Consider the following 17837-nt stretch of genomic DNA (forward strand, 5'->3'; position numbering starts at 1 on the left):
GCGTGGCTTCGCCGTTGGTTGCATCGATTGCGCCAGTAACCGGTTTGGTCATGGCAGCATCGGTGTAGAACGTGCCGTTGGTAGGCGTGCCGACGGTGAACGATTTCACGTTCGCCAGGCCGTCTACGTCGGTAGCCGAGAGCTTAACTTCGATGCCTACCGCTGGGTCTTCAGAACCGGTCGCAGTAGTAGCGACCGCTTCCGGCGCATCGTTCACCGCAGTCACGGTGATAGTGCCGTTAGCTGGAGCCGAGGTCAGCGGGTTAGTGCCATCAGCATTGCCGCTGTCAGTCGCGGTGTAGGTGAAGTTCGCGGTGCCGTTGAAATTAGTGTTCGGCTTGAAGTACAGCGTCGCTTCGCCGTTGGTCGCGTCGATGGCGCCAGTAACCGGTTTGGTCATGGCCGCGTCGGTGTAGAACGTACCGTTGGTAGGCTCGCCGACGTTGAACGATTTAACGTTCGCCAGGCCGTCGATATCCGTAGCCGAAAGCTTAACTTCAATGCCCTGGACTGGATCTTCCGAACCCGTGGCAGTAGTCGCCACAGCTTCAGGTGCATCGTTGACCGCAGTGACGGTAATGGTGCCGTTGGCAGGCGCCGAGGTCAGCGGATTGCTGCCATCAGCATTGCCGCCGTCGGTGGCGGTGTAGGTGAAGTTCACCGTGCCGTTGAAATTGGTGTTTGGCTTGAAGTACAGCGTGGCTTCGCCGTTGGCTGCGTCGATGGCACCAGTAACCGGCTTGGTCATGGCCGCGTCGGTGTAGAACGTGCCGTTGGCAGGCGTGCTCACGGTGAACGTTTTAATGTCCCCCAGGCCGTCTACGTCGGTGGCGCTCAACTTGACTTCAATGCCCTGGGCCGCATCTTCAGCCCCTGTAGCCGCGACGGTAAGTGCCACCGGCGCATCATTGACCGCGGTGATGGTCACGTCCAGGGTGCTGCTCGAACCGGTGTTGGTGGTGTAGCCGATTTGCGGCACTTCACCGTTGTAATCCTTGGCCGGTGTAAACGCATACGCGCCATCAGCACCAATGGTGATGGTGCCAATACCGACGATGGTCGCGACCTGGCCGGCGTTATAAGTGGTGCCACCGACGTTGAACGTGGCGACGGTCAACACGTTGTCGATGTCGCTGTCGTTGCTCAGTACATTGCCTGTGGCAACGCCATCCTCGGCGATGGTCGCGGTGTCGGCCACCAGCACGCTCGGGTCATCAACGGCCACCACTGTGGTCGTGGCAGCTTGCGGATTGATTGCCAGGTTTTCGTAGTTGCCGCCGCTCGCGCCAGTGATGGTGGCGCTGACACTGAGGTCTTTGCCGTCAGCCAGGTTGGCCGGCGTAGCGACGCTGACCGTGCCTGTGGTGTTACCGGCTTCAATGGTGATGGTGGTGTTGTTGGACAGCGTGATGGTGACGTCGGTCTGCGCAGCGTTGTTCACGGTCGCGGTGTAGACGATCTGGCCGCCCTCATCGACCGATGCATTCGCCGTCAGGGTGACGGTGGTGGTGTCGATGGTGTCGTTGACCTGCGTAACCGCTGGCGCCGGGTCAGTGGTGATGATCAGGTTGCCGCCGCCGGAGGTGCCGGTAATGGTGGCAGAGATCGACGAGGCATCCAGGTACGGCGTGTCGTTACCGGCAAACGTGACGTTCAGCGCGCCCGAGGTCTGGCCGGCAGGGACCACTACGGAGAGGCCGTTGGACAAGGTAACGGTCAGGTCACTGGTCGGTGCCTGGGTGATAAACACGGTGTAGACCACAACGCCACCGGCTTCGGTGATGGTCGGCGTGGCGGTCAGGGTGATGGTGACGTTGCGCGGGTCGACGCCGTTATTGTCGGCGCCGGTGAAGGTAGTGCCCACGGCATCACCGGCATTCAAGCCGGTCGTCGGGTAGCCGATGGTGGGGTCAACCGAGCCCGCGGTGGCCTCCAGCACGACAAAGCTGTGGCCGCCGCCCACGGCGCCGTCTGCGCCAGCGGCGGTCGGGCCGGCAGCGGTGGCTTCAAGGGTTTGGGTCGGGTCGGCACCGGCAGCGATGGCTTGCTGCAGTTCGGCAACGGAGGGTGCCGCTTGAGCAGTGGCGGCGCTCAGGTCGGTCGACGAGTCAGGAGCGTTTGCGCTCCACTGGCTGTCGCGACCCAGGTCAATGATGCGGCCATCGGCCAGTTCCAGCGACACGGCGCCCGCAGGACCGGTGTCGACCTGCTCTCCTGCGAACAGGCGATCGCCTTCTACGAGCAGACGACGAATCCCTTCTGGGGAAACCGCGAACACTTGACCGACAATGCTTTTGACGACCGCAACGCTGCTCATAAAAGACTCTCCGTGTATTACCGTCAGGGTATCCATCATGGAGACCGGTCACTTTCTCTAGCGCCGATTCGATAGCTGGAGTACGTTGATTCTATGTGAAAAATTTGGCGTCAATAATTTGTTGTTTCACCCAACAAATTACTTTTCCGTCAAGGTATTGACCTATTTAACGCTATCCTAAACAATCCGCCCGGTAATGTCACATTGATATTTAAGCGGCCTCGCGACTTTCTGTTTGCAGCACTCAGCTACCATGACAAGCAGTCATTTCGGTTGCCACTCCAATGCAATATTCCAAGTTTGTTGCGGTATTTCAGGCAACCAATCCCCGGGGAAACATCAGAATGCGTTTGCACTTATTAAAAGCTGTGCCGTTTGCTCTCGCCGCCAGTTTTGTACAGGCCCAGACCCTGCCAGAAGCGATGCAAAAAGCGGTGGAAGTCCACCCGGAGATCCAGGCTGGTATCAATGCGCGCATTGCCGCCGACTATCAAGTCAGAGCGGCCCAAGGCGGTTACCTGCCTAAAGTCGACCTGCTGGGCGGTTATGGCCGTGAAAGCTCGGACAACACCTCGACCCGCGCCGCCAGCAACAGCCATGACTGGAAAACCTTGAACCGCGGCGAGTCGACCATTCGCCTGCAGCAAAACTTGTTCCAAGGTTTCGGTACCCAGAATGAAGTGGGCCGCCAACAAGCCACCGCCAATTCCCGTGGTTATGCACTGCTTAATACGTCCGAGCGCACCGCACTGACGGTCGCCCAGGTTTATCTGGATGTCTTGACCCGTCGCGAGATGGTGCAACTGGCAGAAGACAACCTGAAAAGCCACGAACGTATTTTTGACCAGATCAAATTGCGCACCAGCCGTGGCGTCGGAAGAATGGCGGACATGGACCAGGCTGAAGCACGTCTGGCTCAAGCGCAAAACAACTTGATCACCGAGCAGACCAACCTGGCTGACGCCAACACCAACTACCTGAGCGTTGTCGGCCAAGAACCGGACCAACTGGAAAAGCCGCTGGGCGTTGTAACCCTGTTGCCAGCCAGCCTGGATGAAGCACGCCGGCAGATGATTGCCGACAGCCCGGTATTGCGCTCGGCCGAATCGGATATCACCGCCGCTGAAAAGCAGTACGAATCCGCCAAGGCAAACTTCTACCCGCGCTTTGATGCTGTGCTGCAACGGTCAGCCAACAACAACATCGGCGGCGAAGAAGGCCATGACAATGGCTATTCCGCCATGCTGAACATGCAATTCAACCTATACTCCGGCGGCAGCGACAAGGCTAGCCTGCAGTCCAAGGCCTCCCAGGCTACCCAGGCGCTGGATATCCGCAACAACGCCCTGCGTCAGCTGAACGAAGAGCTGGGCCTGGCGTGGAACGCCTACAACAACGCCACCCAGCAGGTGCCGATTGCGCAGCAATACGTGGACCGCAGCAATAAAGTGCGCACCTCGTATCAGCAGCAGTTCAGCCTGGGGGAGCGTACACTGCTCGACTTGCTCGACAGCGAGAACGAACTGTTCACCGCTCAGCAGCGCCTGGCGCAGATCAAGAACCTGCACATCTATACGCAATATCGAATCAAGGCCGACATGGGCCAATTGCTGAGAAGTCAGGGTGTGGTTGCCCCGATGGCATCAGTTGTGCAGAACGATATTAAACCGTCGGTAAACCTGCCAGGGATGAACTGATTCTTGACGGAGTTGGACCACTCAACTGCATTAAGAGAGAGTCAGCTTGGATTCTGAAATAGGTGTGGCGCAACTCAACCATGACCCGCGCAGTCAGCATGATGACCCTCTGCTGGATGGGTTGCTGGCACTCTGCTCACTGCATTACAAGCCCGCCAGCCGCGCGATGCTGACCACTGGGCTGCCCTTGGCAGCCCAGCGCCTCAGCGCCGAGTTGCTGCCACGCGCAGCCGCTCGGGCGGGTTTGCAGGGGCGGTTGCTGCAGCGCAAGCTGGAACAAATCCCGTCCATCGCACTGCCTGCCCTGCTGCTGCTCAAGGAAGGGCGCAGTGCGGTACTGTTGGGATGGGAAGGTGACACGGCACGCCTGCTGCTCAGCGAAAGTGACGGTGGCGAAGTCCACATCTCCCGTGAGGTCTTGAGTCAAGATTACAGCGGTCGGGTTTTTTTCGCCCAACCGCAGCATAAATTTGACATCACCAACGGTACGCTCATCCCCCGCGCCCGCTCGTGGTTCAAAGACACCCTAAAGCGCTCTCGCTGGCTGTACGCCGACGCCATCGCAGCGAGCCTGGTGATCAACCTGATCGCCCTGGCCGCCCCACTGTTTGTCATGAACGTGTATGACCGCGTAGTGCCCAACCAGGCCACCGCCACCCTGTGGGTGCTGGCCATCGGTATCTGCGGCGCCTACCTGTTCGACCTGCTGCTCAAGAGCCTGCGCAGTTTATGCCTGGACCTGGCGGGCAAAAAAACCGACCTGATCATTTCCGCGACGCTGTTTGAGCGCATCGTGGGCATGGCGATGAAAGTGCGCCCGGCACGCGTCGGCAGCTTTGCGCAAAATATCCATGAATTCCAGGGGATGCGTGACTTCCTCACCTCCCTGACCCTCGCCAGTCTTATCGACCTGCCGTTTACCCTGATCATCCTGGTGGTAATCGCCATGCTCGGCGGCCACCTGGTGTGGATTCCGATCATTGCCTTCCCCTTGGCCCTGGGTATTGGCCACATGCTCCAAAAACCGTTGACTGCGACACTGGAGCGCACCATGGCCCTGGGCGCCGAGCGCCAGTCGAGCCTGATCGAAACCCTCGCCGGGCTCGATGCGGTGAAGGTCAATAACGCCGAAAGCGAGCGCCAGTACCAGTGGGAACAAACCATTGGCACCCTCAGCCGCCTGGAACTGCGGGTGAAGGTGTTGTCGGGCCTGGCCATGAACATCACGTTGCTGATCCAGCAAGTGGCGGGCGTGGCCATGATCATCTTCGGCGTGTACCAAATCATCGATGGCACCCTCAGCATGGGCGGCCTGGTGGCGTGCTACATGCTCAGTGGCCGCGCACTGGGCCCACTCGCCCAACTGTCGGGCCTGCTGACGCGCTACCAGCAAGCCAAGGTGACGATGGTTTCGGTCGACCAGATGATGGAGCTGCCGCAAGAACGCAATTACGACGAGCGCCCCCTCAGCCGCAAAGCGCTGCAAGGCGCGATGACGTTTCGTGAGGTCGACTTCACCTACCCGAACCAGCAAAATCTGGCGCTGCGCGGTATCAACCTGAATGTTAAGCCGGGCGAGAAAATCGGCATCATCGGGCGCAGCGGGTCGGGTAAAAGCTCGCTGGCCAAACTGCTGGTCGGTCTTTATCAGCCGGACTCGGGTTCGCTGCTGGTGGACGGCGTGGACATTCGCCAGATCGACGTCAGCGAATTGCGCCATAACATCGGCTACGTGGCCCAGGACATTCAGCTGCTGGCCGGCACCTTGCGCGACAACCTTGTCTCGGGCGCGCGCTACGTCGATGACGAAATGGTGTTGCAAGCGTCAGAACTCGCCGGCGTGCATGAATTTGCCAGGCTTCACCCGCAGGGCTACGAACTGCAGGTGGGCGAGCGCGGGCAAAACCTCTCCGGCGGCCAACGACAGAACGTCGCCCTGGCCCGTGCGCTGTTGCTGAACCCGCCCATCCTGCTGTTGGACGAACCGACCAGCGCCATGGACAACACCGGCGAAGAGCGTCTGAAACAGCGCCTGCAGGCGGTGATCGAAAACAAAACGGTGATCCTCGTGACGCACCGTGCCTCACTGTTGAGCCTGGTGGATCGCCTGCTGGTGATCGACCGTGGCCAGATACTCGCAGACGGTCCAAAAGCGGCCGTTATGGAAGCGCTGAAAAAGGGGCAGATCAGTGTTGCTTAAATCCGGCCCACGCCGCTTGAAGGACGTCATCATCGGCTATTTCAAGGGCACCGACTCGTTCCACGACCAACCACTGCCAGAAGTCGAAAAGGCCCTGATCGACGATGCCCCACGCATCGTCCGCCTGACTATTTGGGGAGTGATCGGCTTCTTCGTGTTCCTGCTGTTGTGGGCACACTTTGCGATCATCGATGAAGTCACCAAGGGCGAAGGCAAGGCAATCCCCTCGTCGCGCATCCAGAAAATCCAGAACCTGGAAGGCGGCATCGTCGCCCAGATCTACGTGCACGAAGGGCAGATCGTCGAAGCCGGCGCGCCCCTGGTGCGCCTCGATGACACCCGTTTTGCCTCCAACGTCGGCGAAACCGAAGCCGACCGCGTGGCGATGGAGCTGCGCGTAGAGCGCCTCAGCGCCGAGATTGAAAACCGCCCGCTGAACATCACCGATGCCGCCCGCAAAGCCGTGCCCAACCAAGTCTCGAACGAAGAGTCGCTGTACCAGAGCCGACGCCAGCAACTGACCGACGAAGTGGGTGGGCTGCAACAACAGCTGGTACAGCGTCAGCAGGAGTTGCGTGAATTTGGCTCCAAGCAGGACCAATACCGCAACAGCCTGAGCTTGCTGCGCCAGGAGATCGGCATGTCCGAACCCCTGGTAAAACAAGGCGCGATATCGCCGGTAGAAGTACTGCGCCTCAAGCGCTCCGAAGTAGAAACCCGCGGCATGCTCGACGGCACCACCCTGGCCATCCCCCGCGCCCAGGCCGCCATCAACGAAGTACAGCGCAAAATCGACGAGACTCGCGGCAAATTCCGCAGCGAAGCGCTGGCCCAGCTGAATGAAGCCCGCACCAACCTGAGCAAGGCCCAGGCCACGTCCAAAGGCCTGGAAGACCGCGTCAGCCGCACCATGGTCACCTCGCCCGTGCGTGGCATCGTCAAGCAAATGCTGGTCAACACCGTCGGCGGCGTCATCCAGCCCGGCAGCGACATGGCCGAAATCGTACCGCTGGACGACACCCTGCTGGTCGAAGCCAAGATCCGCCCGCAAGACATCGCCTTCCTGCACCCCGGCCAGGAAGCCATGATCAAATTCACCGCCTACGACTACACCATCTACGGAGGCCTCAAAGGCAAGCTCGAACAGATCGGCGCCGACACCGTGATGGATGAAGAGAAGAAAAACACCTTCTACCTCATCAAACTGCGCACCGACCGCAGCCACCTGGGCACCGATGAGAAGCCCCTGCTGATCATCCCCGGCATGGTGGCCTCCGTAGACATCATCACCGGCAAGAAGAGCATCTTGAGCTACCTGCTCAAGCCGATCATCAAGTCGCGTGCCGAGGCGATGCACGAGCGTTGATCACCCCGAAATTTTCGGGGAGACGCGGGTAAATGTGGGGCAATGCAAAAAAACTGGGGCTTTCGCAAAAATAGTCAGATTTCAGGGGTTTACAGAACCTTCGCAATCGCTATAATCGTCGCCCTAACACGCCGGTATAGCTCAGTTGGTAGAGCAACTGACTTGTAATCAGTAGGTCCCGGGTTCGACTCCTGGTGCCGGCACCATACAAAACGAAGCCCTCGCAGAAATGTGAGGGCTTTGTTGTTTCCGGGGTGTTTGTATTCTAGCCAAGCCTCGCTTTACACCCCCTACCTCACTTCGCTCCACTCCCCGTCCTTTCTACGAAACCTTCGAAGTTGCCGTTTTTTGTACCCCCGGTTCAACTTTCAAGCTTTATGCTAAATTATGAACTGGCAATAATTATGGCGTATCCATAAAAAGGGGTAATTGCATGAGCAGCATATTTCAGCGCCCTGATCTGGCTGAATCGATGGCAAACCAGCTTCTCAATCCGGGCGTGCTCGATGAAGGCCTGCGCTCAGGTCTGTTTTTGTCTGGACTTCGCCGCACAGGCAAAACGACATTTCTTCGAAACGACCTCATCCCAGCCCTGGAAGCCGCAGGCGCGCTGGTGATTTACGTCGACCTCTGGAGTGACACGCTGGCCAACCCTGCGACGCTTGTGTACAACGCCATCTGTAAAACCCTGAAAGAACTCCAAATGCCGGGCTCCGCTGTCCTGGAGATGCTCAAGCGCGTCAGTAACGTTGATGTAGGCGCAGCGGGATTCACATTCGGCTTCAAACTCGACAGCATCGGCAACGCCGGCGGCCCGACACTGGCGCAAGCACTCACAGAAGTCGTCGACCAAGCAAAGACTGACCTCGTGCTGATAATCGACGAAGTGCAACACGCCATTTCATCCGACGATGGAAATCAGCTGCTCCTGGCACTCAAAGCCGCTCGCGATGCGATCAACCCACGTCCGAACACTCCAGGCTACTTCCTATTCATCGGCACCGGCTCTCACAGAGCGCAAGTGAGCGAGCTGACAGCCAAGCGCAACCAAGCGTTCTCCGGCGCCACATCGACTGCCTACCCGCTGCTGAAGGGTGATTACGTTGAGTTCCTGCTCAACCGACTGGCGATGACCGTGAAGAAGGAGAAGCTCCCGTCTCTCGAAGCCGCTGTTGAAGCGTTCAACACTTTGGGTAATCGACCTGAAGAAATGCTCAAGGCCCTGCGTCAGCTCTTGCAGCAGGAGGGTGACCCCGATCTTTTCCTACCCGTGATAGCCAGCACCTTACGCTCGGCAGCGGCGAGTATTGAGCTGGAGAAAGTCGAACAGCTGGGCAGCCTGGCTCAGGCGATTTTCAACAAAATCGCAGCTTCGGAAGGCGATGCCCGGGGGATTTTCTCTACCGATGCTGCGGCCGAATATTCGAAGACGGTCGGTCGCGAGGTGCGAGTTGAAGAGATTCAACCGGTGGTGATTGCGCTGGTGGCGGAGAACATCGTCATGCGGCGCGGGCATGGGATTTATGCGATTACGGATCAGTTTGTTCAGGAGATTTGGTTGGAGGAGCGGGCGTTGATTGAGGGGCGCTAGGGAACAAGTCCTGACGCGCATGGGCCGCTCAACACCTGGAGAATCATGGTCTGACCCTGATTTCCCTCCTGATTTCCCTCCTATCAGCTCGACCAACGCCTCGATCAGGTGGCCCGGGAGCAAATAGGCTATGAACTGGGGCACGGTGGTGTCGACGTAGTATCGGCATATATCGGTGGTCGAACATGAGCAAGCCATTTGATATGGAACTGTTCCTGGGAGGCGTCCTGACCGGGTCGCATACCACGCGCCAACGCCATCTAAGCCAAGCAAAGACCATTCAAACGGAGATCTCTAATCACTGGCACAAAAATAATCCATGGACTTGGCAGCGTAAGCATCTTGTGTGGCTCCTAAGCTGTCACGTAAACCAGCGGGCTGAATCCACGCGCTATTACTATTTACTGACCCTGCGTCTAATCACCTTTCGCTTAGGAAAATCATGGCGGCTCACGCTCTAGGCCCAGGTCGGCCGACCTAAAAAGCCTTCAGGCTATTTGCCCATACAAACGCCTGAAATTGATGTCCTGGACCAGCATCTTCGACTAACGCGAACGTACTGATTGTGAGGAAGATTCTTTAAAAATTGAAATCCATAGGTTATCGGTTTCAGTATTACGTAGTAGCGCGACTAAAATCCCGTACACCTCAATTCGCCCGACACTGTCTTAAATAAATTCGTCAAACCTTAAAGTTACCTATTTGCCGCTGCAGCACGGTTCCTAGTTCTGCCAAGTTGTTACTTGAACTGGCAGTTCTCTCGCATGACAAAGCTGAATCATCCGCAATATTACGAACTGAAGTAACACTCCGGTTAATTTCTTCTGCTACACAGCTTTGTTCCTCACCGGCGGTTGCGATTTGCCTTACCATCTGCTGGATGTTGTCAATCATCTCCACGATGGTTTCAACCGAATTCCCCGTGTTTGAAACCTGTATTACAGTTTCATCAGTCAAACCGCGACAGACTTCCATCATCCCAGCAGCTTCTTCGGCTATTTTTTGCAGATTGGCGGTCAGAGATCCAATTTCCAGGGTTGCGCCCTGAGTCCGTTTGGCAAGAGTTCTTACCTCATCGGCTACCACCGCAAATCCTCGACCAGCATCGCCCGCCCTAGCAGCTTCGATAGCAGCATTTAACGCTAACAGGTTGGTTTGATCTGCGACTGACGTTATTACTTGCAATACCCCGCCTATATTCAAGCTCTCTATTTTGAGTTGTGCCATGGCTGCGGCAGATTTTGACACCTCAGATGCCAGACGTTTTATTTGGGCTATTGCGTCTTTTGCCATGGTGCCGCCGGTCTGCGCTTGAAGGTTAGCGCTGAGTGCCGCATGGGCTGCCTCTTCGGAGTTGCGCGCAACTTCAAGGGTGGTTGCTACCATTTCGTGAATCGCGGTCGCGACCTGGTCGATTTCAATTCTCTGATTTTCCACGCCGATACGGGTCTGCTCTGTCGCTGCGGAAAGGTCAACAGCAGCAGTAGAAATGACGGCCGATGACGTATTAACCTGACTAATAAGCAGGCTCAGGCGTGACTGCATTTCACCTAAGGAGGACAGCACACTACCGCGCACTGACATTTCTGCTTCGAGAATCGGGCGCAAGTCACCGCTGGCAACGCGCTGAGCGATTGTAGACAAGATGGTGGGCTCTGCACCAAGGGCGCGTGATAGGCCGCGGACTATTAGAATGGTCAGCACCACCCCTATGGCAATTGCTACTGCGCAGAAAAGCATCAAGAAAATACGATTATTTTGATATTCAACCTGCGAGTCGCTAACGCTAGCTAGTGCATTTTTTGAGTTAAAGCTCTTGTAGTTATTGACGCTGGCCACCAGCTTTTTTAAGAGTGGCAAGCATTCGTTATTCATCATATTGATGGCTGCGCTATTATCACCACTCATGGCTAGCCGCGTAATCTCCAAGGCGACAGGGCCATAGACTTTCTCGATAGCCTCAATCTCCGCAACCAAGTTACGGGCACTGTTACTATTAGCCGATGGCGGTAATGCATTTACGCCAGCTACTATTTCTGACAAAAGGCTTTTAACGTGCTGATGCTCGGTGTTTATAGTGTCGGCCTCAGCCTGTCGGTCAGTTGCAGAGGTGACCAGCACAAGATTGCGTGCTGAAATAGCACGTTGCTCCGCAGCGAGCAGCAAATCATTCATCAAACCCATGCGCTTATTCAAGCCATCGACATAGTTTGAGAAGCGCAGATTCGAATCATTTAAGCTAACGACTGATAACGTAGAAACAAGAAAAATAATCAATACCATCACACCGAAACCCAATACTAACTTTGCCCTTACCGTCAAGGAAGCTAACATACAGATACCCCTCTGATCTTTCAGTACTTCGTGACAAAGCCAAGAATATGGCGCATTGGCACTATGCGGCGTGCGTCGTCAATACTTCAAGTACTAAATTCAGTTTTGATAATAAATCCACAATCCAAAATATAAACAACTCAATCGAATTGTTTGCGTGGCCTACTTTAATCTATTCGAGTGCCCCCTATTCCTGGCTGCACATTTACTATAGAAATACGACTGTGAATACGAAGCGCTCTACATTTATTTTAATAATATTTAATTGGTTCCCATAACGGCGTTTTCGTTAAATCGCTCCTCGCAAAAAAGCCCGCTTTGGCGAGCTTTTTTACGCCTGCTGGAAACCAGATCTGGGGGTGAGGCATTACCCCCGGAATACTTGGATCATGAGCTGAAAGGTGAGTGGATTGGTTTCAGGGAATGTCATATCGGGGGAGACTTTTTTCTGATTTACGACGTAGCCCGCGCGGGCTTGGTAACCTTCGTCGACCTCGGCAGCCATGCTGAATTGTTCAAATGAACCCATAAGACGAAGCCCTCGAAGAAATGTGAGGGCTTTGTTGTTTCTGGGATTTGGAACTGGGACGGTATGAAATAGACGGGTGACGGCCCCATAGATACTCCCTTTCGCCAGCATCCTGGCCTTTATACGAAATTATGGGTGCCCAATAATTATGGCGTACCCATGCAAAAGATAACCGCGTTAACGGCTGGCTCCCAGGTCAGGACGGGCTGAAAAACGACCAATCTATTTTCCCGATTGCTCCCCACTCCCCACCACGCTAACCTCCCCCTGCCGCTGCCAATTTTGCGGCCGGGCCTGAGAACCCCACTTGATGCAGGCGCCACAGCGCCGCCCATTCGCCTGAATACCGAATGTGGTAGCTCTCTTTTTATCTGGGAGTTTTACCAATGACCGCTACAAATCCCTCTGCATTAACCACCCTCGGCGTCACCCCCTTCTCCTTTCACTCCGACCAACCTCTGTTCCGCGTCAACAGCGGTGTTTCCCTGCATGAAGCCTTACACCACGTTTCCGACCTCCTCCACGTTGCCAAGCTGCTCGCAGAAGACGCGGCGATGACCAAGGAGACGGATCGTTATGCCTGGGCTTCGCATTATTTGCAGGAGATGAGCAAGGCGGTGATTGATGATGTGGTGAAGGTGTTGGCGTCGCCCTGCAACACCGAGCAATAAGCAGGGCGATCACCACCGCATAAACCGCCTCGACCGGTTACAGGTCGAGGCGTTTTAGTTTGTGGCGGTGATAGACCTGCGCAGACGAGATATGGCACTTAGCCACTTTTCCAATTGACACCCCCATCCCACCACGTTAAAAACCCTGTCTTGCTGGTGCTTTCTATCGAGACACGGATGTTGTCGACTCCCCCGCTGTTCAAATACCGCCGCTATTGGCTGGCGGCCCTCATCGTGCTGCTGGCGATCCTCGATCCTTTCGGCCTGGCCAGTTCCAGCGACAAGGCGTCGTCGCAGTGGCTCAACCGTATGTTCGCCAGCCACTACGCCAACACCGGGCAGCAGCAGGTGGCCGTGGTGTTGATTGATGATGCGTACCTGATGCGCAATGCCACTTCGTGGCCGATGCCGTATGGCGAGCAGAGCAAGTTGTTCAAGCGCTTGCTGGCCTACAAACCCAAGGCTGTTTTTGTGGATTTGCTGTACAGCCACGACCACTCGTTCGGCGACCCGGCGCGGGGCAGTCAGCTATTGGCGAATGTGTTTGAGCGCTACCAGCGCCAGGGCATCCCGTTGTGGCTGGCCAATACCGGCGTGGCGCGCGGTGAGGCGGGCCAGGCCAATACGCTGGCACCGTTTGTCGAGGTGAGCCGCCCGGCCCTGGTGGCGTGGGACGGGGTGGATGACAAGTACCCGCTGGCGGTGGAGACGTCGATAGGGCTGATGGAGACGCCGGCCCTGGCGCTGTATCGCGTGTTCTGCGAGACGCAGGCGTGCAAGCGACCGCCAGTGGACGCTGAAGTCGCCGCTCAACGCCAACCAATCGCTGTGCAGTGGGGGCTGAAGCTGGCGCCCGAGCAGGCGCGTATCGCCGAGATACGCCACTGCGCACCGGCGCGGCATTTCTTGCTGGATGGGGTGGCGCAGTTGTTCCAGGCAGTGTTCTGGAAACTCGATGACTCGGAGCAGGCGCGCTGCCCTTACACGCTGACGTTGTCGGCCAGCGACCTGGAGGTCAGCGACCCGGACGATCAAGCCTTGGTCGCCGAGTTGCTGCGCGACCGTCTCGTGATGGTCGGGGCCAACATCACCTCGACGGGTGATTGGGTTGAGTCGCCGGTGCACGGCCAGTTGCCGGGGGTTTTTCTGCACGCCATGGCCCTGGATAACCTGCTCAACGCGGGCATGGGCTATGACCATGAACCGGCCGATTTTCCCGGCGTGCCGTTCAACTGGCTGGATCTGCTGGAGCTGGGCCTGCTGGCATTGATTGCCGTGCTCAAGGCGCTGCACGCGCGGCGGTTGGCGGGCCATCGCACCTGGAGCCGCTGGCGCCGCCAGGAAATTTGGTTTTTTACTTCGCCGTGCCCGTCATGGCTGTTGGTGATGGGGGTGCTCGCGGCGGTGAGTGTGTTGCTGAGCCTCAGCCACATCACGCCGGTGAACGTGCTGGGTATTGTTTTGTTGTCGTTGGTGCTGTTCAGCGAACGGATCGAAGCCTTCTTCGACCGCGATCGCTGACTGCGCCACTTTGTCATTTGACTCAAGGAATCCAAGGATGAACAGAAGTCTGATCGTAGTGCTCGTTGCCCTCTTCGCCCAGGACGCCTGGGCGGAAACCCACAGTATCAAGGCGTTCCTGGCCGACCCGGTGGCGGTGCTGGATGAGCAGGGAAAACAACAGCGTGAGCTGCCGAAAAAAGACGCGCCCACCCAGCCCCTGACGGTGTTGCAGTACAACAAGGCGCTGGATTTGGTGCAGGTGGAGCTGGCGGGTCAGAAGGTCTGGCTGGACACCATGGACCTGCGCATCGAGCCGCCGCTCAATGTGGTCGACCTGCCCTGCCAGGGCCTGACCAAGAGCCAGACCAAAGACAGCCGTAATAACTCCACCATCGGTTTTGGTGCGGGCTGCAATCAATAAAAGGAGCGGTGCGGTGAAGGGATCTCTATTGGCAGCCAGCTTGCTGGCAAGCACGCTACTCAGCGGCCGCGCGACATTGAAGGGCGCCGACCAAGCGTTCCTGAACCTGGTGGGGCCCTCGACCCAATCCAGGGTCCAGGGCCACTACGTGGATAACACCGACGTGCGCCAGTACTACAAGCTCGACCCGCAACGCCAGAGCCAGCAGCGCTTGAGCTATGACGGGCGCGCCGTGCCCGCCGCCGAAGCGCGTCAGCAGAACCTGGTGGATATCCCGATGCTGCAGGTGTACCTGCAGGGCATCGTCACGCGCTTGTCCAAGGGCTGGCCGGGGGAGTTACCGCCCCTGCAGGTGAAGATCACCGACAGCTACAGCTTTGGACCTTCGGCGGACCCTTACGGCAACGTATTCGTGCCCTTGGGCATGCTGGACAACGTCGGCAGCGAAGACGAAATCGCCGCGATGCTTGGCCACGAAATGAGCCATGTGCTGCTGCATCACCATGACCGCATGGCGGCCTTCCAGCAGCAGAAGGACATGTTCACCACGGTAGCCTCCACCGTCGCCTTGGCCACGATGGCGGCCGACACCGGTGTGGACCGCAGCTCCGGCACGATGAAGCTGTTCAGCAAAGACCCGGCCGGCACCCAGAAGACCATTGGCAACACCGTGCTGTACACCGCGCTGGCCAATACGTTTTCCGACCATGTGTGGAGCACCGCCTGGGGCCGCAGCCAGGAAGACCAGGCCGACCTGCTCGGCACCGACCTGATGATCCGCGCCGGTTATGCGCCCCGCGCCGCCACCCATAGCCTGGAGCGTCTCAACGACTTCCAGGGCAAGCAGAAACCGCTGCTCACCGGCTTCCTCACCGCGCGCAAGAACGCCATGCAGGATTCGCTGCAGCAGTTCAATCTCAACCGCTTTACCCAGGAGCTCGACGTGCTGGTCAAGGACGGCCTGACCACCGGCATCTCCGCGACCACCCAGTATTTCAACCGCTCGCACATGTCGGCCATCGACCGCGATACCGAGTTGCGCCAATACCTGCAGCGCGAATATCGCCAGGAACGCCGCGCACGCATTAATCCGCAGAGTTGGGAGAAGATCAAAAGTACGCCGCAGGTGGCTAAAGCCATGCAGGGCTACAAGAATGCCTACTTTGCCAACGATGCCCTGGAGAAAAACAAGGTGGCCGACGCAGATGGGTTTATCCGCAAAGCGCTGGCTTCGCCGGTCAAGGATCAGCCAAGCATTCGGCGCACGGCGTACACCGTGCGCCTGGCCCAGGGCAAAAACAGCGAGGCGCTGAAAGAGTTGCAGGCGATTAAGGACTGGTCGCTGGCAGGCCCCTCGACGTACGACCTGATGATCAGCTATCACCTCAAGCGCGGCGACGGGCAATCGGCATTGGCGATGATCGACAAGGCCGAGCGCAACCTGGGCTCGGAAGAACTGTTCATCACCGAGAAGCTGTTGGCCAACCAGCAATTGCAGAACGCGCAGCAGGTGCAAACCGTGCTGCGCAAGTGCGAGCAATACCCGACGCGCAAAGAAAACTGCAAGAAGCTCGCGCCGGCCAAAGCCTGACGGTCAGTGCCCGCCGCCTACATGGAGAATCGCGCCGGTGACAAACCCGGCGCTCTCCAGGTAGACGAGCGCCTGGGCAATGCGATGTAACAAATTTTCAGGGTGATTCCCGCCTCCCCTCTGCAACATTTTCGCAGCGATATGGGCGATGCTCGCCGGCATAAAAAAACCCCGAACCAGTCGGGGGTTTTTATCGCCTTGAATCAGGCGCGACGTGCGATCAATTAGAAAACGTTGATCGGGTAGTCGGCGAACAGACGGATTTCGTTACCGCCTACGTTGTAGTTGCTGGCGTTGTTGGAAACACGCAACCACGAAGCACGCGCACGCAGGCTCAGGTCTTTCGCTGGGCCGGCTTGTACGACGTACTTGAACTGGTTCCAGATTTCACGCTCGGTGCCATCGCCACGGCCGCTGCCGTCGTCAATGTTGGTACCGCGCACGTAAGCAACGTTGTAGGTCAGGCCAGGCACGCCAAAGGTAGCGAAGTCGATACCGTAGGAGGCTTGCCACGAACGCTCGTCCTTGCCGTTGAAGTCGGACCAGTAGGAGTTGGCCAGCAGGATGGTGTTGCCGCCGTCGCCGATACCGGTATCGCGGGTATTGTCGCGGTAGCCGCCATACAGGTAACCGGTGTCGCCGGTGCTGCGCTGGTGGGCCAACGTGAAGCTGTGCGCGCCGACAGCCCAAGTGGCGCCCAGGCTCCAGATTTTGTTGTCGCGCGCGTCAGCGTCGCCACGTTGCTCGGCGAAGCTCTTGTCCAGCTTGGTTTTGTAGCCGTTGAAATCAAACGTCAGCGACTGCTTCTCTGGCAGGGCCAGCACGTAGTTGACGTTGACGTATTGCTTCTTCAGCACGTCTTCCATATCGGAAGCGTACAGCGCAGCCGACAGGCTTTCGGTGAACTTGTAGCTGCCGCCCAAGTAGCTGATGTTCTTCAGGTTGCCGCTGTCGGTACCTTCGGCGCCTTTTTGGGCTTCCTTGGTAAAGCGACCAGCGTCCAGTTGCAGGCCTTCGATCTCTTTGGAAACGATCGAGGTACCGGTATAGGTTTCGGACAGCAGACGGGAGTTGTCGTACTGCAGAACGGGTACGGCTGGCATCTGGTCACCGTACTTGAGGACGGTGTTGGAGATGCGTGCCTTGACGGCTGCGCCGCCCTTGGCCAGGTCGTCGGCTGCTGCGCCGCTATCACCTTGCTTGAAGAAGTTGATACCGCCCGCGCCGCTGCGACCTTTACCGCCGTCCAGACGGATGGCGTACTGGCCAATCACGTCCACACCCACACCCACGGTGCCTTGGGTGAAACCGGAATCGAACTTGCCGATGAAGCCTTGGCCCCATTCGGCTTTGTCTTGCTTGCCGTTTTTGTAGTCACGGCTGATATAGGCATTACGTGCTGCGATGTTCAGGTGGCTGTCTTCTACGAAACCCTTGGATTGCTCCTGGTCGTTTGCCATTGCTGCCGACGCGCTCAAAATCCCCAGAGCGATCAGACTCATCCGTTGCTTCAACATTTCTTATATTCCTTATTACTGGTTGAGTACGCGCTGTGACACCAGGCTCCGTGTTGCTTTCTGGTATCGACTTTTTCCGGAAAAAAGAAGGCCCGCGGAC

General features: G+C 57.5%; 13 protein-coding genes, 1 tRNA gene and 1 pseudogene. 12 read left to right on the plus strand and 3 right to left on the minus strand.

Annotated elements, in window-relative coordinates; all coding sequences use genetic code 11:
- Positions 1–2317: retention module-containing protein (locus ACR52_RS14455; RefSeq protein ID WP_161799300.1), on the minus strand; the 2317-nt coding region annotated here is incomplete at its 3' end.
- A gap of 344 nt (positions 2318–2661) precedes the next feature.
- On the opposite strand from ACR52_RS14455, the gene ACR52_RS14460 reads away from it, so the two are divergent.
- From ACR52_RS14460 to ACR52_RS31255, 7 genes and pseudogenes are all read left to right on the plus strand, one after another.
- Positions 2662–4014, plus strand: coding sequence for a TolC family outer membrane protein (locus ACR52_RS14460; protein WP_048725233.1), 1353 nt, complete (start codon positions 2662–2664; stop codon positions 4012–4014).
- Between the two features lie 46 nt (positions 4015–4060).
- Positions 4061–6214 carry a type I secretion system permease/ATPase gene (locus ACR52_RS14465; RefSeq protein WP_048725236.1) on the plus strand — a complete coding sequence of 718 codons (2154 nt, stop codon included), beginning with the start codon at positions 4061–4063 and terminating at the stop codon, positions 6212–6214.
- Complete coding sequence (locus tag ACR52_RS14470) at positions 6204–7580, plus strand: HlyD family type I secretion periplasmic adaptor subunit (RefSeq protein WP_048725237.1); 1377 nt, start codon at positions 6204–6206, stop codon at positions 7578–7580. Before ACR52_RS14465 ends, ACR52_RS14470 begins: the two co-directional genes overlap by 11 nt.
- A gap of 130 nt (positions 7581–7710) precedes the next feature.
- Positions 7711–7786: transfer RNA gene (locus ACR52_RS14475), tRNA-Thr, on the plus strand.
- 227 nt (positions 7787–8013) lie between these two features.
- Entirely contained in the window at positions 8014–9171 is a 1158-nt protein-coding gene (locus ACR52_RS14480; RefSeq protein WP_048725239.1) for an AAA family ATPase, read from the plus strand.
- An 81-nt stretch (positions 9172–9252) separates the two neighbouring features.
- Positions 9253–9360, plus strand: a pseudogene (locus tag ACR52_RS31250) (integrase domain-containing protein); the annotation flags it as partial.
- Positions 9357–9632: a hypothetical protein gene (locus ACR52_RS31255; protein WP_082143153.1), complete on the plus strand. Its 276-nt coding sequence runs from the start codon at positions 9357–9359 to the stop codon at positions 9630–9632. The pseudogene ACR52_RS31250 and the gene ACR52_RS31255, both read left to right, overlap by 4 nt.
- Positions 9633–9852: 220 nt before the next feature.
- On the opposite strand, the gene ACR52_RS14485 is transcribed toward ACR52_RS31255, so the two are convergent.
- Complete coding sequence (locus ACR52_RS14485; RefSeq protein ID WP_048725241.1) at positions 9853–11505, minus strand: methyl-accepting chemotaxis protein; 1653 nt, start codon at positions 11503–11505, stop codon at positions 9853–9855.
- A gap of 265 nt (positions 11506–11770) precedes the next feature.
- On the opposite strand from ACR52_RS14485, the gene ACR52_RS29440 reads away from it, so the two are divergent.
- The 5 genes from ACR52_RS29440 (at position 11771) to ACR52_RS14505 (ending at position 16220) form a co-directional block, all read left to right on the plus strand.
- A complete protein-coding gene (locus ACR52_RS29440; protein ID WP_082143154.1) occupies positions 11771–12028 on the plus strand; it encodes a type II toxin-antitoxin system YafQ family toxin in 258 nt (85 codons plus the stop codon).
- Positions 12029–12420: 392 nt separating this feature from the next.
- The gene (locus ACR52_RS14490) at positions 12421–12705 is read left to right on the plus strand and encodes a DUF3077 domain-containing protein (protein ID WP_048725243.1); all 285 of its coding nucleotides are present in this window, start codon (positions 12421–12423) and stop codon (positions 12703–12705) included.
- 177 nt (positions 12706–12882) lie between these two features.
- Complete coding sequence (locus tag ACR52_RS14495) at positions 12883–14226, plus strand: CHASE2 domain-containing protein (protein ID WP_048725245.1); 1344 nt, start codon at positions 12883–12885, stop codon at positions 14224–14226.
- Positions 14227–14263: 37 nt separating this feature from the next.
- A complete protein-coding gene (locus ACR52_RS14500; RefSeq protein WP_048725249.1) occupies positions 14264–14629 on the plus strand; it encodes a hypothetical protein in 366 nt (121 codons plus the stop codon).
- 13 nt (positions 14630–14642) lie between these two features.
- Entirely contained in the window at positions 14643–16220 is a 1578-nt protein-coding gene (locus ACR52_RS14505; protein ID WP_048725256.1) for a M48 family metallopeptidase, read from the plus strand.
- A gap of 224 nt (positions 16221–16444) precedes the next feature.
- Here ACR52_RS14505 and ACR52_RS14510 read toward each other — a convergent pair whose 3' ends face one another.
- Entirely contained in the window at positions 16445–17737 is a 1293-nt protein-coding gene (locus ACR52_RS14510) for an OprD family porin (protein WP_048725258.1), read from the minus strand.
- Positions 17738–17837 lie beyond the last annotated feature (100 nt).

Source organism: Pseudomonas fildesensis (assembly GCF_001050345.1).
Lineage (GTDB): Bacteria > Pseudomonadota > Gammaproteobacteria > Pseudomonadales > Pseudomonadaceae > Aquipseudomonas > Aquipseudomonas fildesensis.